16 protein-coding genes and 1 riboswitch are annotated in these 19533 nt (G+C 63.0%); of the genes, 5 read left to right on the top strand and 11 right to left on the bottom strand.

Annotated features, from left to right (window positions below; all coding sequences use genetic code 11):
• Positions 1 to 110: 110 nt before the first annotated feature.
• Positions 111 to 1436 carry a dicarboxylate/amino acid:cation symporter gene (locus C6558_RS14660; protein WP_057209827.1) on the bottom strand — a complete coding sequence of 442 codons (1326 nt, stop codon included), beginning with the start codon at positions 1434 to 1436 and terminating at the stop codon, positions 111 to 113.
• Positions 1437 to 1666: 230 nt separating this feature from the next.
• On the opposite strand from C6558_RS14660, the gene C6558_RS14655 reads away from it, so the two are divergent.
• From C6558_RS14655 to thiC, 3 genes are all read left to right on the top strand, one after another.
• Positions 1667 to 3535 carry a sensor histidine kinase gene (locus C6558_RS14655; protein ID WP_057209829.1) on the top strand — a complete coding sequence of 623 codons (1869 nt, stop codon included), beginning with the start codon at positions 1667 to 1669 and terminating at the stop codon, positions 3533 to 3535.
• A 3-nt stretch (positions 3536 to 3538) separates the two neighbouring features.
• Positions 3539 to 4900 carry a sigma-54 dependent transcriptional regulator gene (locus C6558_RS14650; protein WP_057209831.1) on the top strand — a complete coding sequence of 454 codons (1362 nt, stop codon included), beginning with the start codon at positions 3539 to 3541 and terminating at the stop codon, positions 4898 to 4900.
• A gap of 177 nt (positions 4901 to 5077) precedes the next feature.
• A riboswitch (TPP riboswitch) is annotated at positions 5078 to 5209 on the top strand.
• Positions 5210 to 5303: 94 nt separating this feature from the next.
• Positions 5304 to 7127 carry a phosphomethylpyrimidine synthase ThiC gene (gene thiC, locus C6558_RS14645; protein WP_107027456.1) on the top strand — a complete coding sequence of 608 codons (1824 nt, stop codon included), beginning with the start codon at positions 5304 to 5306 and terminating at the stop codon, positions 7125 to 7127.
• Between the two features lie 266 nt (positions 7128 to 7393).
• Here thiC and C6558_RS14640 read toward each other — a convergent pair whose 3' ends face one another.
• Genes C6558_RS14640 through C6558_RS14630 form a run of 3 tightly spaced genes read right to left on the bottom strand, consistent with a single transcriptional unit; the run spans position 7394 to position 11066 of the window.
• The gene (locus tag C6558_RS14640) at positions 7394 to 8632 is read right to left on the bottom strand and encodes a Zn-dependent hydrolase (protein ID WP_107027549.1); all 1239 of its coding nucleotides are present in this window, start codon (positions 8630 to 8632) and stop codon (positions 7394 to 7396) included.
• A 44-nt stretch (positions 8633 to 8676) separates the two neighbouring features.
• Complete coding sequence (locus tag C6558_RS14635) at positions 8677 to 9852, bottom strand: M20 aminoacylase family protein (RefSeq protein WP_107027548.1); 1176 nt, start codon at positions 9850 to 9852, stop codon at positions 8677 to 8679.
• 5 nt (positions 9853 to 9857) lie between these two features.
• Complete coding sequence (locus C6558_RS14630) at positions 9858 to 11066, bottom strand: diaminopropionate ammonia-lyase (protein ID WP_107027455.1); 1209 nt, start codon at positions 11064 to 11066, stop codon at positions 9858 to 9860.
• A gap of 104 nt (positions 11067 to 11170) precedes the next feature.
• On the opposite strand from C6558_RS14630, the gene C6558_RS14625 reads away from it, so the two are divergent.
• Complete coding sequence (locus tag C6558_RS14625; RefSeq protein WP_057210102.1) at positions 11171 to 11665, top strand: Lrp/AsnC family transcriptional regulator; 495 nt, start codon at positions 11171 to 11173, stop codon at positions 11663 to 11665.
• Between the two features lie 3 nt (positions 11666 to 11668).
• Here the strand turns inward: C6558_RS14625 and C6558_RS14620 are convergent, their stop codons facing one another.
• Together C6558_RS14620 and C6558_RS14615 are read right to left on the bottom strand one after the other, a co-directional pair.
• Positions 11669 to 11881: a hypothetical protein gene (locus C6558_RS14620; RefSeq protein WP_057209838.1), complete on the bottom strand. Its 213-nt coding sequence runs from the start codon at positions 11879 to 11881 to the stop codon at positions 11669 to 11671.
• The gene (locus C6558_RS14615; protein WP_057222841.1) at positions 11878 to 12924 is read right to left on the bottom strand and encodes an SLC13 family permease; all 1047 of its coding nucleotides are present in this window, start codon (positions 12922 to 12924) and stop codon (positions 11878 to 11880) included. The genes C6558_RS14620 and C6558_RS14615 overlap by 4 nt, the downstream gene beginning before the upstream one ends.
• A gap of 252 nt (positions 12925 to 13176) precedes the next feature.
• Between C6558_RS14615 and C6558_RS14610 the strand changes: the two genes are divergently transcribed.
• On the top strand, positions 13177 to 13647 hold the full coding sequence (locus C6558_RS14610; RefSeq protein ID WP_057209844.1) for a pyridoxamine 5'-phosphate oxidase family protein: 471 nt from the start codon (positions 13177 to 13179) through the stop codon (positions 13645 to 13647).
• An 82-nt stretch (positions 13648 to 13729) separates the two neighbouring features.
• Here C6558_RS14610 and C6558_RS14605 read toward each other — a convergent pair whose 3' ends face one another.
• From C6558_RS14605 to C6558_RS14585, 5 genes are all read right to left on the bottom strand, one after another.
• Positions 13730 to 14974 (bottom strand): Gfo/Idh/MocA family protein, encoded by a 1245-nt coding sequence (locus tag C6558_RS14605; protein WP_057209846.1) that lies wholly within the window; start codon positions 14972 to 14974, stop codon positions 13730 to 13732.
• A gap of 74 nt (positions 14975 to 15048) precedes the next feature.
• Complete coding sequence (locus tag C6558_RS14600) at positions 15049 to 16074, bottom strand: LacI family DNA-binding transcriptional regulator (protein WP_025429270.1); 1026 nt, start codon at positions 16072 to 16074, stop codon at positions 15049 to 15051.
• A complete protein-coding gene (locus C6558_RS14595; protein ID WP_025429271.1) occupies positions 16071 to 17027 on the bottom strand; it encodes an ABC transporter permease in 957 nt (318 codons plus the stop codon). The genes C6558_RS14600 and C6558_RS14595 overlap by 4 nt, the downstream gene beginning before the upstream one ends.
• Positions 17024 to 18016 carry an ABC transporter permease gene (locus C6558_RS14590; RefSeq protein ID WP_025429272.1) on the bottom strand — a complete coding sequence of 331 codons (993 nt, stop codon included), beginning with the start codon at positions 18014 to 18016 and terminating at the stop codon, positions 17024 to 17026. The genes C6558_RS14595 and C6558_RS14590 overlap by 4 nt, the downstream gene beginning before the upstream one ends.
• The gene (locus C6558_RS14585) at positions 18016 to 19521 is read right to left on the bottom strand and encodes a sugar ABC transporter ATP-binding protein (protein ID WP_025429273.1); all 1506 of its coding nucleotides are present in this window, start codon (positions 19519 to 19521) and stop codon (positions 18016 to 18018) included. The genes C6558_RS14590 and C6558_RS14585 overlap by 1 nt, the downstream gene beginning before the upstream one ends.
• Positions 19522 to 19533: the final 12 nt, after the last annotated feature.

The following is a 19533-nucleotide window of genomic DNA, read 5'->3' as shown; positions in this document are numbered from 1 at the left end:
TAGGGCGGCAACGCCACGAGGCTATCCCGCAAAAGAAAAAAGGCGTGGCCCACCAGAAAGTGGACCACGCCTTGCCGCACCGAGATGCGGTCTTGCCCTAGGAGGCAGCTTTATTCGGCTGGCTGAAGACCCGGAACCGGGCTTTCCGGCAGCGCCCGGCCGCCAAGGGTTGCGGCAAGCTGGGTCTCATCCAGTTCGCCTTCCCACTTGGCGACCACGATGGTCGCAACCGCGTTGCCGACAAAGTTGGTCAGTGCCCGGCACTCCGACATGAAGCGGTCGATGCCGAGGATCAGCGCCATGCCGGCAACCGGCACCGCCGGCACGACCGAAAGCGTGGCGGCAAGCGTGATGAAGCCGGCGCCGGTAATGCCGGCTGCACCCTTGGAGCTCAGCATCGCCACGAGCAGCAGCAGCACCTGGTCGCCGAGCGACAGCGGAATGTCGGTCGCCTGGGCAATAAAGAGTGCGGCGAGCGTCATGTAGATGTTGGTGCCGTCGAGGTTGAAGGAATAGCCGGTCGGAATGACCAGCCCGACAACCGAGCGCTTGCAACCGGCCTTTTCCATCTTGCTCATCAGTCCCGGCAGCGCCGCTTCCGAAGAGGATGTACCGAGAACGAGCAGCAGTTCTTCCTTGATGTAGCGGATGAGGGCGACGATCGAGAAGCCGTTGTAGCGGGCAACCGCGCCGAGCACGACGAAGACGAAGAGCAGCGAGGTCAAATAGAATGTGCCGATCAGCATGGCGAGATTGGCGATCGAACCGACGCCATATTTGCCGATGGTGAAGGCCATGGCGCCGAACGCACCGATCGGCGCCGCCTTCATCAGGATCGCGACCAGCTTGAAGATCGGCAGCGTCAGCGCGTGCAGGAAATCGACGACAGGCTCCGCCTTCTTGCCGACCATGGCGAGCGCCAGGCCGAACAGAACGGAGATGAACAGCACCTGCAGGATATCGCCCTCGGCAAATGCGCCGACGAGCGTGGTCGGAATGATGTTCATCAGGAAGCCGGTGATCGACTGCTCATGCGCCTTCTCGGCGTAGGAGGTGACCGCCTTGACGTCGAGCGACGCGGGGTCGATGTGCATGCCGGCGCCGGGCTGCACCACATTGGCCACGATCAGGCCGATGATGAGCGCGAGCGTCGAGAAGGTCAGGAAGTAGATCATCGCCTTGCCGGCGACCCGCCCGACCTTGGCGAGATCGGTCATGCCGGCAATGCCGGTGGCGACGGTCAGGAAGATGACCGGGGCAATAATCATCTTCACCAGGCGGATGAAGGCATCGCCTAGCGGCTTAAGCTGCGTGCCGACCTCCGGGTAGAAATGGCCGAGCAGGATGCCTGCGGCGATGGCCGCCAGAACCTGGACATAGAGATGACGATAGAAAGGTGTCTTGCCGCGCGGTTCCGCGGATTGGTCGATAATCATGATATCCTCCACTTAGGCCCAGTCCGGCGTCATGCCGGGCCTCCCAGGCCCTATTTCCGAAGCGCGACAGCTCGGGCTGTCATGAGGATGTCATCTGCAATGGGCGTGCCAGATCGCAGCACAGCTGATCAGGCCATTGAAATATCGCCACTTTTTCGAGAATCTTGGATCACGCACACGAATATTTGAGCGGATATCCGCACAGATCATCTGGAAACTTGCGCGGAATAATGCACAATTCCGCCATGTCCATGCCCGCGCCCAGCCCTATCAATCCAGAGGATCTCGACCGGCACATGCGCCGCGCCTGGCTGATTTTTGCCGCGCTAGCGTTGGTGTTGCTGGCAGCGGGGCTTTTTTTCGCCGGCGAATATGGGCGAAACAAGGCGCTTGAAACCGTCGACATCCAGAGCCGCATCGATGCCAATCTCAAGGCCTCGCTGCTGAGGGCAGTGCTGGAGCGGCAGCGCGCGCTGCCTCTGGTACTGGCAGACGATGTAGAGGTGAAGACGGCGCTTGAGAAGGGTGGCGACCAGCCGTTGCAGCGGCTCAATCAAAAGCTCGAGGCGCTGGCCGCCAATACGGATGCGGCGGTGATCTACGCGATTGGCCTCGACGGCGTGGCGGTGGCTGCCAGCAACTGGCGCGAGCCAACCAGCTTCGTCGGCAATGACTACGCTTTCCGCGAATATTTCCGGCTGGCGATGCGCGATGGCAAGGCCGAGCATTTCGCCATGGGCACCGTCAGCAAGCGGCCAGGCCTCTACATATCAAGACGTGTCGACGGGCCTGACGGCCCGATTGGCGTCGTGGTCGCCAAGCTCGAATTCGGCGGGGTCGAGGCCGATTGGCTCGCCTCCGGCAAGCCGGTCTATGTCACCGACCGGCGCGGCATCGTGCTGATCACCAGCTTCCCGTCCTGGCGCTTCATGACGACCCGTACCATCCCCGGGGATCGCCTCGCCGCCATCCGCGACAGCCTGCAGTTCGGCGATGCCTCCCTGCTGCCGCTACCGTTCCGCCGGATCGAGCCAACGAGCAATGGATCGAGCGTGCTGACAGCGCTTCTGCCCGGCAGCAGCGAGCGGCAATACCTCAGGGTCGAGACCATGGTGCCCTCGACCAGCTGGCGGCTGGAGCAATTGGCACCGCTAGACGCAGCCCTTGGCGCCGCGAGCCGCGAGGCAAGGCTGCTGGCCCTTGCCGTTATCGTGCCGCTGCTGGCGCTTGCCGCATTCCTTCTTCGCCGGCGCCAGGCTTTGACGCAGGTCGCGGCCAACGAACGCGCCGCGCGCGATGAGTTGGAACGCCGAGTGGCCGAGCGCACACAGGACCTAAGCCTCGCCCGCGATCACCTCGAAACCGAGATCGCCGACCACAGGCGCACGGGCGAGAGGCTGCAGGCGGTGCAGCAGGAACTGGTCCAGGCCAACCGCCTGGCAATCCTCGGACAGGTGGCGGCGGGCGTTGCCCACGAGATCAATCAGCCGGTCGCAACCATCCGCGCCTATGCCGACAATGCGCGCACCTTCCTCGACCGCGGCCAAAAAGAAACCGCCGTCGAAAATCTCGAAAGCATCGCTGCGCTGACCGAGCGGGTCGGCACCATCACCGACGAACTGCGCAGCTTTGCGCGCAAGGGCCGTTTCGTCGCCGAACCGACGGCGATGCGGGAGGTGATCGAAGGCGCTCGAATGCTGCTGCGCAGCCGCTTTGCCGGCCGCATGGACGCGATCGTCATCGACCTGCCTGATAACGGCCTCAGCGTGCTCGGCAATCGCATCCGCTTGGAACAGGTGCTGATCAACCTGTTGCAGAATGCCCTGGAAGCCCTCGGTGATCGGGCAGACGCTGAGATCCGTGTGCGGTGCGAGTTAGGCCCCTCCGAAACAGTTTCGCTTGTTGTCGCCGACAATGGTCCGGGCATTCGGCCCGATATCCTCGAAGACCTTTTCACGCCGTTCAACACCTCCAAGGATGAAGGTCTCGGTCTCGGCCTTGCCATCTCCAAGGAGATTGTCGCCGACTATGGCGGCGACATCGAGGTCAAGACCAGCCCTGAGGGCACCGTCTTCACCGTGCGTTTGAAGAGGGCCTGAGCGATGCAGCAATCCGTATGCCTCGTCGACGACGACAGCGAACTCAGGCGGGCGATGAAGCAGACGCTGGAGCTTGCCGGCCTCGCGGTCTCCGCCTTTCCCGGCGCGGCGGAAGCGCTCGCAATCCTCAACCCGGATTTTAGCGGGATCGTCATCAGCGATATCCGCATGCCCGGGATCGACGGCCTCACGCTGTTTCGCCGGATCGCCGATTTCGACCCCGACCTGCCCGTCATTCTGGTCACCGGCCACGGCGATATCCCGATGGCCGTTCAGGCCATTAAGGACGGCGTCTATGATTTCATCCCGAAACCCTTTGCCGCCGACCGTCTGGTGCAGAGCGCACGCCGCGCCTTGGAAAAACGCCGGCTGGTGATGGAAAACCGCGCGCTGAAACGCGCAGCCGAAGTCGCCGGTGAGAGCCTGCCGCTGATTGGCCAGACACCGGTCATGGAACGGCTGCGCCAGACCTTGCGGCATATCGCCGACACCGACGTGGATGTGCTTGTTGCCGGCGAAACCGGCAGCGGCAAGGAGGTGGTGGCGACGCTGCTGCACAATTGGAGCCGGCGCCGCAACGGCAACTTCGTGGCGCTGAACTGCGGCGCACTGCCGGAAACGGTAATCGAGAGCGAGCTTTTCGGCCACGAGCCCGGCGCCTTCACCGGTGCCCTGAAGAAGCGCGTCGGCCGTATCGAGCATGCGAGCGGCGGCACGCTTTTCCTCGATGAGATCGAGGCGATGCCGCCGGCAACGCAGGTCAAGATGCTGCGAGTGCTTGAAGCCCGTGAGATCACGCCGCTTGGCACCAATATCGTGCGCCCCGTCGATATTCGGGTCATCGCCGCGGCCAAGATCGACCTCGGCGACCCGGCCCAGCGGGGCGATTTTCGCGAGGATCTCTATTTCCGGCTGAACGTCGTCACCCTGTCGATCCCGCCGCTGCGCGAACGCCGGGACGATATCCCCCTTCTCTTCTCGCATTTCCTGACGCGGGCAGCCGAGCGTTTCAAGCGCGACGTGCCGACGCTTTCGCCGGCCGTCAGCCACTATCTGAGGTCTCATTCTTGGCCGGGCAATGTGCGCGAGCTCTCGCACTTCGCCGAGCGCGTCGCCCTTGGCGTCGAAGGTTCGCTCGGCCAACCGATTGCCGCGGCGCCGACCAGTGCCGGCCTGCCCGAGCGGATCGAGCGCTACGAGGCGGAAATTCTGAAAGAAGCGCTGCGGGCGCAGCACGGCGACGTCAAGGCGACGATCGAAGCGCTCGGCATTCCGCGCAAGACCTTCTATGACAAGCTGCAGCGGCACGGCATCAACCGTGCGGATTATGCCGATCGCCGGGGATCAGAGAAGTCCGGCCGCTAGCGCATTTCCAGGAAAAGTGCGGAGCGGTTTTCCGTCAGGAAATGCGTAAAAACGAAAAGAACGAGCGTGCCCGCGGCTTCGTCTCATCCGGAAACGCTCTACCGGGCAATCAACAGGCCTGACACGCAACCTTCGGATTAACGCTTGACGGCGCATCCGGATCGATGGCTATCTCTAGGCATTCACCAGGGGGGTCCCGTCAAGGGGCTGAGATACTGCTGGGCGGATCGGCTTTGCCGACCGAGGCGCAGTGACCCGTTGAACCTGATCCAGTTCATACTGGCGTAGGGACGGTGCAGACATTGACGCCACGATTCCGTCATTCGCGCGGAATTTCAGGCAAACATGTCTTTTCCTTCCGGCTTCAGAACTGGGTCTCCAACCGCAAACTTGGAGCCTCATCATGAATATTGCCACCAAACCCGCAGAACTCTCGGTCACAAAAGGCCCGCTTCCCGCCTCGAAAAAGGTCTACAAGCCAGGCACGATCCATCCCGACATCCGCGTTCCCATGCGCGAAATCACCCTGCACCCGACGTCGGGCGAGCCGCCGGTCACCGTCTACGACGCCTCCGGTCCCTACACCGTAGAAGATGCCAACATCCGCATCGAGGATGGATTGCCAAGACCGCGCCGCGACTGGATCATCGCTCGCGGCGATGTCGAAGCCTATGACGGGCGCGACGTGCGGCCGGAAGACAACGGCTTTGCCTCCGGCGACCGGCTGACGCCGACCTTTCCCCTCCGTCACGCGCCGCTGCGCGCAACCGGCCGGCGCGCGGTGACGCAGCTTGCCTATGCGCGGGCCGGCATCATCACGCCCGAGATGGAGTTCGTCGCCATCCGCGAGAACCTTGGCCGCGACGCTGCACGCGCCGCGCTACGCGACGGCGAAAGCTTTGGCGCCCATCTCCCCGATCACGTCACGCCCGAATTCGTCCGCCAGGAGATTGCCAGCGGCCGCGCCGTGCTGCCGGCCAACATCAACCACCCAGAATCCGAACCGATGATCATCGGCCGGAATTTCCTGGTGAAGATCAATGCCAATATCGGCAACTCCGCCGTCACTTCGTCGATGGCCGAGGAAGTGGAGAAGATGGTCTGGGCCACCCGCTGGGGCGCCGATACGGTGATGGACCTTTCGACCGGCCGCAACATCCACAACATCCGCGAATGGATCATCCGCAACTCGCCCGTGCCGATCGGCACCGTGCCGCTCTACCAGGCGCTGGAAAAGGTCAACGGCATCGCCGAGGATCTCACATGGGAAGTCTATCGCGATACGCTGATCGAGCAGGCGGAACAGGGGGTCGATTACTTCACCATCCATGCCGGTGTCCGGCTGCACTATATCCCGCTGACCGTCGACCGCGTCACCGGCATCGTCTCGCGCGGCGGCTCGATCATGGCGAAATGGTGCCTGCACCACCACAAGGAGAGCTTTCTCTACGAGCACTTCGAAGAGATCTGCGACATCTGCCGCGCCTATGACGTCTCGTTTTCGCTCGGCGACGGCCTGCGTCCGGGCTCGATCGCCGATGCCAATGACGCGGCGCAATTTGCCGAACTGGAAACGCTGGGCGAGCTGACGAAGATCGCCTGGGCGAAAGACTGCCAGGTGATGATCGAGGGCCCCGGCCACGTGCCGATGCACAAGATCAAGGAAAACATGGACAAGCAGCTCGCTGTCTGTGGCGAGGCGCCGTTCTATACGCTTGGGCCCCTGACGACCGACATCGCCCCGGGCTACGACCACATCACCTCGGGCATCGGTGCCGCGATGATCGGCTGGTTCGGCACGGCCATGCTCTGCTATGTGACACCGAAGGAACATCTGGGGCTTCCCGACCGCAACGACGTCAAGGTGGGCGTCATCACCTACAAGATCGCGGCCCATGCCGCCGATCTCGCCAAGGGGCACCCGGCGGCCCGCACCCGCGACGACGCCCTGTCGCGCGCCCGCTTCGAGTTCCGCTGGGAGGACCAGTTCAACCTGTCGCTCGATCCGGAAACCGCCCGCTCCTTCCACGACGAAACCTTGCCGAAGGAGGCGCACAAGGTCGCGCATTTTTGCTCCATGTGCGGGCCGAAATTCTGCTCGATGCGGATCTCGCACGACATCCGCGCCGAGGCGCAGAAGGAAGGTTTTCAAGCGATGGCGGCCAAGTATCGTGAGGGTGGCGACCTCTATATGCCGGTCGACAGCGAGGCAGACGTTCGGGGATAACGACCACGCCAGAAGGGGCGGCGACCCCGCCCCTTCTGGCGCCCGGCGGGCTCCGGCACTCTTTACGCAATGGCCCATCTCTTCGTCATGCTCGGGCTCGACCCGAGCATCCACATTGGAGGCAGCCGGCTTGTCGATACGAGGCTGACACAGAGGTGCCGGCTGGATGCTCGGGTCAAGCCCGAGCATGACGGTGTGAGAGGAATTGCTGCCGCATCAGCATCTTGATCGCTCCAAGGAGGTCGCACCCGGCCCCTTCCGGCGCCCTAAGGGCTACCTGCAAGCCGGACGGCGACGTCGAGCAGGACATTGGCACCGGCGACGAGATCTGCCGGATCCGTGTGTTCGCGCGGATTGTGGCTGATCCCGTCGCGGCTCGGCACGAAGATCATCGCCGCCGGCGCGATGCGCGCGATCATCTGGGCGTCGTGGCCGGCGCCGGAGGTCATCCGCCGGCTCTTCAGCCCACGGGCCTTCGCGGAAACTTCAATCGCCGCGACGATCGCACCGTCGAAACTGACGGGCTCGAACCGGGCGAGACGCTCGACAGAGACGATCACATGCTCTTCCTGCTCAAGCCGGTCGAGAAAGCCGGAAAGCGCGCTTTCAAGTGCCCTCAGGCGATCCTCGTCCGGGTCGCGCAGGTCGATGGTAAAGACCGCGCGCGAGGGGATCACGTTGATCGCGTCCGGCTCGAAGCGCATGGTTCCGATCGTCGCAACGCTCGGCGCGTTTGATCGCGCGATGTGCTCGCGCAGGAACAGGCCGACGCGCGCGGCAGCAAGGCCCGCATCGCAGCGCATCGCCATCGGCGTCGTGCCGGCATGATTGGCAACGCCGTCGATGGTCACGCGCTGCCAGGAAATCCCTTGCAGATTTTCGACGGCGCCGATCGTGGTCGCTTCGCGCTCAAGCACCGGCCCCTGCTCGATGTGCAATTCAACATAGGCATGAGGTTTCAGAAAGCCGGGCTCCGCGGTGCCGGCGTAACCTATGCACGCGAGTTCCGATCCGAGCGTCGTGCCATCGGTTCCGACCGTCGCAAGCGCGGCTTCGACCGCAAGGCCGCCCCCATGAACAAGCGACCCCAGCATATCGGGCGCGTAGCGCACCCCCTCCTCGTTGGTAAAGGCCGCGACGACGATCGGGCGGACAGGCGCGAATCCCTGCTCCTTCAGTGTCTCGATGACTTCGAGGGCGGCCAGCACGCCGTAGCTGCCATCGTAGATGCCGGCATTGATGACCGTGTCGATATGGGAGCCGAGCATTAACGGCGATTGCCCGGCGTTATCCTGGCTTTGCCAGACGCCGAAGATATTGCCGATGCGGTCGACGGCGATCTCCAGCCCCGCGGCCCGCAGCCAAGCGACTAGGCGGTCCCGCCCGAGCTTGTCGGTGTCAGACGCAGCAAGCCGTGTCAGTTGCCCCTGATCGTTGCGCCCGATCGCGCCGAGTTCGCGGATGCGGGTAAGCAGACGTTCGGCATTAATGGACTGATGAGACATGACGGCGCCGCCTTCAATCGTGTTTGTATTGAGCATCGCGACTGTCACTGCCCCACATCCGGTGCGGCCAGCCGTTGCCGGACGATTTCGGCGTGGAACCGGGCACCGAAGATCAAGGCATCGTCATTGAAGTCGTAATGCGGATTGTGCAGCGGCGCGGATTCCTGGCCGTTGCCGATAAAGACGAAGCAACCCGGCACATGCGCGAGGAACCGGGCAAAATCCTCCGATCCGGTCATCGGCTCGGCGGCGACGGCGACATTGTCCGTCCCGAACACCGCACCGGCCGCTGCGAAGGCATGATCGACGAGAGCCGGATCGTTGAGCAGCGGCACGAACTCACGCGTATAGGTCACCTCGACCTCGCAGCCATAGGCATCCGCCGTCCCCTTGGCGATCGTGCGCATCTGCTGTTCGATCCTGGCGCTCACCTCAGGTCGGAAGCTGCGCGCATCACCGAGAATGCGGGCCAGGCCTGGCAAGGCATTGCGCGTGCCGTCGGTGATCAATTCGGTCACGGAGACGACGGCGATATCGGCCGGAGAGAGCCTTCGCGAAACGATGGTCTGGAGATTGACCACTGTCGCGCAGGCAGCGACCAGCGTCTCGTTGCCCGCGTGAGGTCGCGCGGCATGGCCGCCGACGCCCTTGAGCGTGACCTCGAAATTGTCTTCGGCCGACATGATGGCGCCGGCACGGGTCTCGAACTTTCCGACCGGCAGGCCCGGCATGTTGTGCAGCCCATAGATCTCGTCGAAGGGAAAGCGTTCCAGCATGCCATCGGCGAGCATGGCAAGTGCACCCTTCCCCCATTCTTCAGCTGGCTGGAAAACGAAGCGCACGGTCCCGTCAAAGCCGCCCTCCTCGGTCAGCAGCTTCGCTGCGCCGAGCAGCATCGCCGTATGGCCGTCGTGGCCGCAGGCGTGCATCGTGCCGGGCCGGGTAGAGCAATAGGCAATTGTCCCCTGTTCCGCGATACGCAGCGCATCCATATCGGCACGCAGCGCTATGGCGCGATTTCCCGTTCCATGCCGCAGCGTGCCGATCACCCCGGTGCCACCGATACCTTCGGCGACCTCGTCCAGGCCGAACTCCCGCAGCTTGGCGGCAACGAAGGCCGCTGTCCGCTTTTCCTCGAAACCGAATTCCGGATGGGCGTGCAGGTCATGACGCCACGCCGTCATCTCCGCCACAAGCTTGTCGATATCCGTGTTTGCCATCCGCGTCATACCCTTTCCAATTTCTCAGCCCCGGCGACATCAGCCGGCGCGAGGCCAACCAGCTCTTCGTAGCGTTCAGGATCCGTGGCACCTTCGGTATTGATCACCAGGATCCGCGAATTGGCATCAAGGCCGAGGGCGGCGCGCATGTTCGGGTCTCCGGCGACCGTGATGAGGCCAGCCAGCCCGACACCGCCGCTTTCACCAGCAACGATTGCCGGATCGCCCCCTTTCGGGCGAGCGAGGCGGTTCATGATCGAAACGGCATCCTCCTCGTCGATCATCATGAAGGCGTCGGCAACACGCGAAAGAATGCGCCAGGCGACAAGAGAAGGCTCGTAACATTCGAGCATCGCCATGACAGTTGGCTCGCCATGTGGCACTTTCACCGGATGGCCGGCCCTTGCCGTTGCCAGCAGGCAGGCAGCTCGGGCCGGCTCGACTACGACGAAGCGCGGCCGGTCATGACCGTAACGCAGCGCCAGTTGCCCGGCCGTTGCAGCAGCGATTCCGCCGACGCCGGCTTGCACGAAGACATGCGTCGGTGGTGCGTCGATCGTCCGCAAGGCTTCGCACAAAAGCGCCGTATATCCCTGCATGACCAGACCGGGAATATATTCGTATCCCGGCCAGGAGGTGTCCGATACGACGGTCCAGCCACGCTCGTTGCAGACCTTCGCCGCAAACTCCACCGAGTCGTCATAGGTTCCTTCGACCCGGACGATCTCGGCGCCGTAATGCGCAATCGCCTCTATGCGTTTCTGGCTGACACCGGAATGCACGAAGATCACCGATTTCGCACCGACAAGCTCAGCGCCCATCGCCACTGAGCGACCATGGTTGCCATCCGTGGCGCAGCCGAACGTCATTTGGCGCGCGACCGCGCGAACGTCAGGGCGCGTGAGATCGTCTATGTCGACGTCCAGGCCTGTCTGCTTCCGGACCTCGTCAAGCACCAGCCGGATCACCGCGTAGGATCCGCCAAGCGCCTTGAAACTGCCGAGCCCGAGCCGATGGCCCTCGTCCTTGACGAAGATTGCTCCGACCCCGAGTTCGGCCGCAAGCGCCGGCAAGGAATGAAGCGGCGTCGGCCGATGATCGTCACGGCGCGATAGCTGCCGCTCAACCTCTGCAGCCGCAGCAATCGAGAGCATTTCGGCATCGTCAGGCAGCAGCGGCGATCCGAAATCGGCATGGTGGTTGCGAATGAGCATGTGGGCAATCTCCTCGTTCGATGAAGTTATATTTCACCGAACGAGAGAAATGCGCTCTAAATGGAGAGCCCTTACGCAAGTTTGTAAATGACAATGAGGAAATGATGGCCGTTTCAAAGAGCACATCGGCGGAGCTCGACCGCTTCGACCTGGCAATCCTCTCAATCCTGCAGAAGGACAACACGACGCCACAGCGACAGATCGGCGAGGCCGTCAACCTGTCTGCGCCGGCCGTGCAACGGCGGATCAAGCGCATGGAAGAAACTGGGGTCATCCGCAGCAATGTCGCGGTGATCGAGCCGGCGCGGGTCAACCAGGCCCTGACGATCCTTGTCGAAGTGGAGGTGGAAAGCGAGCAGATCGACCTGCTCGATGCGGCCAAGGCCGCCTTCTCGGCCGCTCCGGAAGTCCAGCAATGCTATTACGTCACGGGCGACGTGGATTTCATGCTTGTCGTGATCGTGCCGACGATGGGCGATTACGAAGCCTTCACCCGCCGCATGTTCTTCGGCAATCCCAACATCCGGCGCTTCCGAACCTTCGTGACTATGGACCGCGTCAAGGTCGGTCTGTCAGTGCCGGTGGAAAAGCCGCGCTGAAGGCTACTTTCGTCCGGCGAGCGCCTTCTTCTCCGCCTCCGCCTCCAGAGGTGCGCCGGCACCGATCGAGGTCAGATAGGCATCGACGGTTTCGAGCGACGAAGCCGGCGCAAATCCTTCACCGCTTTCGGGTGTGACGATCGCCAGTTGCGTCTGCCAGCGTCCGGCGTTTCGGCAGGCAACCGACACGAAATCCGGCTGATCCGGCCGCTTCATCTCATATTCGCGGCAAATCTGCTCGCCGCCGACCTGGAACGTCGCAAGGCCGCCGTGCCGGTGCTCATCAGTGCCTCGCCGATGACGAGCGTGCCGGCGAGAAACAGGAGCAGGTTCCACTCGACTGTTTTCAGTGCCTTGCGAAAGGACAACCCCGAGACCTTTTCCGAGGCCATGACGAGGGCGCCGATCAAGGCAACGAAGGGCAAGGCAACGCCATGAAGGCCCGATGTCGCAAGCGCCAGAACGATGAGCGCCGTCACCGCCAGCAGCGTCCGCTCCTGCGCATTGAGCGGCTGCCTTTCAGCCGGCGTGCATGGCTCGAAAGCAGCGTTACGATCCTCGGCGCCGAGGAAGAACCGCAGGATGAGGCCACAGGCAATCAGGCTCGTGACCAATCCGAACGGGGCAGCCAGCAAGGCCCAATCGAGGAAATCGGGCGCTTTGCCGCCGCTGCGACGGATGAAATCGACCGCCACCAGATGGGCGCCGGCACCGGTCAGCGAGGCGGCGGCCGAAAGCAGGATCACCGACGGGAAAAGCAAGGCAAGCGCCCGTGTCACGCCGGGCCGGCCAATGGCGGCCGTCAGCCCCAGAAAGACCGGCATGAAGATTACCGCCCGTGCTGACGTGGATGGGATGATGAAGGCGGTCGCAAAGATCGTCAGAGTTACAGCCCAGAAAAGGCTGCTGACGCGCTGGAACGGTGCCAGCAGCCGGAAGGTGAGACGCTCCACCAGCCCGGATGCCTGAAGCACCGAGGCAATGACGAAGGCGGCGATCATCAACCAGACGATATCGTTGCCGAGCGCTGCAAACATCGCCTCTTCGCTGACGGTACCGGTGGCGCCCAAAGCCAGCGCTCCGGCAAGCGCCACCGGCGTTTCAGGCAGGTCGAAGATCGTCCAGCAGACAAGCGTTGTCGCAAACACCATCAGCGCCAGACGCATCGGCATGGTCAGCCCATCAGCGGCAACAAAGATCAGGATCGTCGCGAAGATCAGCAGCGACCCGGTCAACAGCCGCACTTGGCGCAGCGGCATCTGACCGGCTCGCGGTGAAAACTCCCGCGCGACAACCGACCGTCATGATGTCTCGATGAGGGCCTAACGGTGCTGCACGCGGTTTATTCCCGCCCGAAGCACGGCCCGTTTCAATTTGTTGATCGGACGAGGTAGTTGCGCGCACTTCGGCCAGCGCGCCTGTCAATGTTCACGCCGTGCGCCATATCAATGTAGTGGACCGCGAAATGCCGGCAGTCTTGGGCTACGGTTCACCGTTGGAGGAAGCGAATTATGTTCGTCAGGGAATTGTCGCGTGAGGAATGTATCGCCCTCATCTCCTCGCACCATATCGGTCGGCTGGCCTGTGCCAGGGATGACCAGCCCTACATCGTCCCCATCCAGTACGCCTCTGCCGCGAACCGGCTATACGGCTTCTCCATGCCCGGACAGAAAGTCGACTGGATGCGCTCAAATCCTCGTGTCTGTGTCCAGATCGACGAGTTCTCTGACAGGGGAAGTTGGAAAAGCGCGGTCATCTACGGCAGGTATCGGGAGTTGCCGGATACGGAGCAAGGGCATCAAGAGCGCCTGCAGGCATGGTCGCTGCTGGAGAAGCGCACCAACTGGTGGGAACCGGGCGGTTTGAAGCCGGCGGAGCAGGGTGTCGTCGGAACGTCTCCACATCTGTTCTTTGTCATCGAGATCGACGAGATGACCGGGCGCGCCATGGACGAAGATCCGGTGGACATCTCCTCGCATTAACGAGAAGACGCCCAAGCTGGGAGGCCTGGCTCATCGAGACGACGGGGGGTGCTCCCCGCCAGCCAGCCTCAGCCGATCCGTATCAAGCGCCCTTGCGCGCGACCACGGGCACGTAATGTTCGAGTTCCGGCGCGGGGAACTGCAAGGTGGCGTTGATCTCTGCGGAGCGATAAAGCCCCATCAGCATCTCGACCACGGCCAGACCGTCCTCGAAAGTTTCGAGCGGCTTCTGGCCCTTGCGGAAGCATTCGACCATGTGGCGGTTTTCGTCGGTATACCCGTAGACGCCAGCCTCGTCCTCGAGCACCGGCATCAGCCCCTGCTCGGCATTCTGCTTTTCGACCAGATCCTCGCCTTCCGACCCCGTGACTTCGCGAGACATGAAGATCTTCAAGCCCGTGCTCAGCGAATTGTATTCGAGCGCATATTCCGGTCCGAGCAATTCGAGCTGGATGCGCAGGCCGGCGCCGACATAGGCCCAGGAGGTCGTCGCTTCGATCATCAGTTCGTTGCCGTCCTGATCCTCGAGTGTCACCGTCGCGCGCGCAAAATCCTCCGAAGGGCGGTTGCGATAGTCCACATCGTTGCCGAAGCGCTTGCGCAGCTGTTCGGCATAGTTGGGACGTGTCCATTTCAGGTTGGCGACGGTGCCGTTGACCGACTTGATCTTCAGTGAATTGCGCGGCGCACCGGGCGCGGTCAAGAGATAGCGCGCCACCTCGACGCTGTGGCACATCATGTCGGAGAGAACACCGCCGCCCTGCTTGTCGCCCTGCCAGAACCAGGGCTCGTGCGGACCGGAATGTTCCTCTGCCGCCCGCGCAAGATAGGGTCTGCCGGTGGTGGAGGCGGCGCGACGCCAGATGATTTCCTTGCCGCGCAACACCGGCGTGCAGAACACCTGATTTTCGAGATAGCCATGATTGAGGCCGGCATCTTCGGCCAGCGTCAGCATCTCGCGGGCTTCCGCCACCGTGCGCGCCAAGGGCTTCTCACAGGCGACCGCAAAGACCTTGCTGCGGCCTGACTTGATCGCCCCGTGCAGGGCGCGCATCACGTCGAGGCGCGTATAGTTCGGCGACAGGATCCAGATCGCGTCGACGTCGTCGGCTGACAGCAGCGCTTCCAGGCTCTCATGCGTGCGGCAGGAGCCGAGCCCGAGCGTTTCGACTTCCTTCGCAAATTTTTCGCGGTTTTCCGCCTTGCGGCTGAAGACGCCCGTCACTTCGACATTGCGCACGCCGATCATCGATTTCAGGTGGAAATGGGCGATGAAGCCCGTTCCGACGAAACCCACGCGCAGCGTGTGCTTCGGTAGCTGTGTCATTTTCTTCTCCCAGATTTTTCGGCCGGAGCATGATGCCGAAAGTGTAAGCGGTTTCGGTCGACATCATGCTCGCCTTATGAGTGACGTGGCGCGGTGGTGCTGGCCCGAATGCTCAGGGTCGTCGGCAGCACTATGGGCGGCGCATGCGCCACCTCCTCGCCGGAAAGCATACGAAGCAGCAGCGACATCGCCGTTCTGCCGATGTCGGCGCGCGGCTGGTTGACCGTGGTCAGCGGCGGATAGAAAGCCTTGCTCAGATAGAGGTCGTCGAAGCCGACGACGGAAACATCACCAGGCACATCACGGCCGAGGCGACGCAACTCGTGAATGGCGCCATAGGCCATTTCGTCGTTGGCGGCGAATATCGCCGTCGGCGGCTCGGCCAAGGCAAACAATTGGCCGCAGCAGAGCTGGCCGGTTTCAAGCAGGTAATCGCCCCGAGCCTCGTAGCCGTCAGGGATCGCAAGGCCGGCCTCGTGCATCGCGGCGCGATAACCGTCTCGGCGGTGAATGGCCATCACTTCGGGCAGCGGCCCGGCGATGTGGGCGATCTTGCGGTGACCAAGCGAGATCAGATGCTCGACCGCAGCCCTGGCGGCGGCAAGGTTGTCGACCTGCACATGCGGCAGCCCCGAGTCGTCGATCATTTCCAGCGCGACGACGACGGGCAGATGCGCCAGGTCGAGACCAGCATCATGCCCTGCCGGCGGCAGCTTGCCGGTCATCAGGATCATGCCGTCGGCATGGCCATCGCGCAGCATGTTGAAATACTCCGTCTCGCGATCCGGATCGTTCTCGGTGTTGCCCATGAGCACGGAGTAGCCGGCCTCGCGCGCCGTCGCCTCGACGCCTTTCAGAATGTCGAGATAGAACGGGTTGCCGACGTCGCGCACGACCAAGAGCACCGACATCGACTTGCGGGTGCGCAGGTTGCGGGCGCTGACGTTCGGCCGGTAGTTGAGTTCGCGGGCAAGCGCATGGATGCGCTGGCGCGTTTCCGCCGTCACCAGGCCGGAATCGCTGAGCGCCCGCGACACGGTGGCAACGGAAACGCCGGCACGCTCGGCAATATCCTTGATCTTCGGCCTGTGATCGCTCATGTCCGCATCGCCTTTCCGCGGCCGTAAAACAGCATCAAGAGCAGCAATGTCGCGCCGAACACCATCTGACGGCCGGATTCATCGATGTTGACGGTAGTCAGGATGCCCTGGAGGATCACCAGCAACAGCGCGCCTGCCATGGTGCCGGTGTATCCGCCCTTGCCGCCGGCAAGCGACGTACCGCCAAAGACGACCGCGATGATCGAGGACAGCATGTATTGCTCGCCGACATTGGCGAAGGACGAGCCGGAATAGCCAAGCAGGCAGAGGCCTGCGATCGCCGCGAACATGCCGGAGATCATGAACAGGCCGATGCGCATGCGGCGGACCGGCACGCCGGCCATATAGGCCGCATGTTCGTTGGAACCGATCGCATAAATGCGATGCCCGAAGACGGTGCGGTTGAGCATGAAGGCCATAAACAGGCCGACGGCGATCCAGAGCCAGATGATGCCGGGAATGCCGAACACCAGCGGCTGGGTGACGAAGGCGGAAAGACCGGGTGCCGCGCGGCCGGAGGGAATGCCGTTGCGGATGACGACCAGCAGGCCCTGGAGCACGCCGAGCATGCCGAGCGTCATGACCAGCGGCGGGATACGCAGCAGCGTGACACCCAGCCCGTTCAGGAGGCCGAAGAAAGCCCCGGTCGCCACGCAGGCAAGGATCGCCGGCAGGATGCCGCCGTCGGCGCCGTTCATGACATTGCCGGCAATGATCGCCGAAAGCGAAACGACGCCGCCGACCGAGAGATCGATGCCTTCGCGGCCGCCGAGAATGACGACGTTCTGGCCGGCCGCAACAATGCCGAGCAGCGAGGCGACAATCAGCAAGCGCAGGATCTGGTCGGCCGAGGCAAAGCCCGGTGACAGGCTTTCGCCAAGATAGAGAAGTGCCACGATCAAAAGCAGCGCGATGACCAGCGGCTTCTTGAGGAAGGAAATAACGGCGTTCATGCGCGTGCCCTCCGGCCGGCAAGCACGCCTGCCATCAAGACGAGGAGGATGGCGAGACCTTGAACGAAGTTCTGCCACTCCGACGGCGTGCCCATGAAGAAGACGAGCGAGTTGACGAGACCGATCGTCAGCGCGCCGAGCAGAGAACCGACCACGGTCGTCCAGCCGCCGGCAAGCGCGCTGCCCCCGAGCACGACGGCCGCGACGCTATAGAGCGTCATCTTGCCACCGACGAGCGGATCGCCGCTGGCGGTGTCGCCGGTCAGGCAGAACGCTGCGAGCGCCGAAAACAGGCCGCAGAGCGCATAACCCTTGATGCGGACCAGGACCACGGGAAGACCGGTCTGGTAGGCCGCCTGCTGGTCGTCACCGACGGCCAGAAGCTGGGTGACGAGGCGGGTGCGCGACAAAAGGAAGAGCAGAACAGCGAGTGCTGCAAGCACATAGAAGACGAAGGGAAGACCGAGCAACCGCCCGCCATAGGTCCGCCAGAACAGCGCCGGCGCCGGCGTGCCGGCCACTGGCATGACATAGAGCGCAACGCCGGTGAAGAAGATACTGGTCGCAAAGGTAGCGACGATCGCCTGCAGCCTGAGCGCTGCAACGACGATGCCGTTGATAACCCCACAGACGAGCCCGAGCAGAATGCCACAGATCAAGGCACCGATGACGGCGCCGGCGCCACCACCCCATTTTTCCATCAAAACGACAATGGCGACATTGACGAGTGACAGCGTCGCACCGGCCGACAGGTCAATATCCCCTGCGGAAACGACATAGGTCTGGGCGATCGCCAGCATGATCAGCGCCATATAGGTGCTGAGCAGCCCCGTCAGCGAGCGGTAGCTCAAGCTGTTGGGCGAGAACACGCCGTTCAACGCCAGAAGCGCGACGACAATGACCAGCGCCGGCAGGAACGGATAGCGCTCGAGCCAGAGTTTTAGCCCACCGGCGCGGGAAGGTCGAATTTCTGTCGTGGTCGGTGTCATCACGCGGCCTCGTATGCAGCCTGGTAAAGATTGTAGCGGGTGCGATCCTCGCCGGTGAGCTCGCGAGTGACCGACCCGCCGTTGAAGACGAGGATGCGGTTGGCATTCCCGAGCAATTCGGCGTCCTCCGAGGAATAGAGCAGGATGCCGAGCCCCTCGCCTGCCAGTTGGCGAATGAGGGCAAAGAGATCGGCCTTGGCCGAGAGGTCGATGCCCTTGGTGGGGTCGTCCAGCAGCAGCACATCCGGCCGATCGATCAGCCAGCGGGCGATGATCACCTTTTGCTGGTTGCCGCCGGAAAGCGAGTTGATCGGATGCAGGAGACTCGCGAACTTCGTATGCATCGCCTCAAGCGCCGGCATCGCCTTTTCCTTGAGCGTTGACGGACGTGCAATCATCAGCCGATCACGCAGGTAATGGATGGGCGTCACATTCTCGATGATCGGTCTGCCGGCAATGACGCCGTCGCGACCGCGGTCACCCGAGACATAGGCGCAACCGCGCCGGATGGCGTCGCGCGGGCTTCTCGCATCGAGACGATCGCCGCCGATGCGGATTTCGCCCGCAGTTGTGGAGCCGGCGCCGAAAATCGCCCGCAACACCGCCGATTGCCCCTGGCCGTGAAGCCCGCCGAGACCGAGGATCTCACCCTTGGCGACCTCGAAGCTGACATTGCGGAAACCGGCACCCGACAGCTTGTCGACGGTCATGGCGTCGCCGGCCGAAAAGCTTGCCACGGCAGGCACTGAGGACTGCGAGGCCGGCATGTCGCCGGCGCCGCCGACCATCAGCCGGATGACCGCGGCAGGATCGGTCTCGTTCAGATTGAGCGTCTTGATCGTCTCACCGTCGCGAATGATCGTCACCCGATCACCGATCGCGGTGATCTCGTCCATGCGGTGCGAAATGAAGATGATGCCGCGGCCGTCGCGCTTTAGCCCGCGCAGGATATCGAAGAAGCGGTCGACCTGTGCCCTGTCGAGTGCCGAGGTTGGCTCGTCGAAGATCAGGATCGGGGCTTCACTTGCCAGTGCCTTCATGATCTCGACAAGCTGTCGCTGATCGGCGCGCAGATTGCCGACGAGCGTCTCGGCCGCAAAACCATCACCGGAAACGCCGGAGAAAAGATCGATGTAGCGCGCCGCGCGCGCCTTCAGGGCGGCACGGTCGATAAAGATTCCGGCTTTGACCGGCAGCATGGCAAGGCAGATATTCTCCTCGACCGAGCGGTTTCCGGCAAGGCTGAGCTCCTGGTAGAAGATGCCGATGCCCTGCGCCCTGGCCGATTGCGGCCCTGATATCGTGACCGGCCGACCGTCGATGAGGATCTCTCCGCCATCGGGGCGCACGCTGCCGGCAATGATCTTGCACAATGTGCTCTTGCCCGAGCCGTTCGAGCCCATGAGCACATGGACTTCGCCGGCGGCGATCTCAAGGTCGCCGCGGCGCAAAGCCAGGGTGGCGCCGTAAGCCTTGCTTACGCCGTTCATCTTAAGTTTCGACATGAGGATCGTCCG

Origin of the sequence: Ensifer sp. NM-2, assembly GCF_003024455.1 — a bacterium.
Taxonomy (GTDB): domain Bacteria; phylum Pseudomonadota; class Alphaproteobacteria; order Rhizobiales; family Rhizobiaceae; genus Ensifer; species Ensifer canadensis.
Note: the sequence above shows the minus strand (reverse complement) of the source record. Positions and strands in the feature narration are given on the sequence as shown.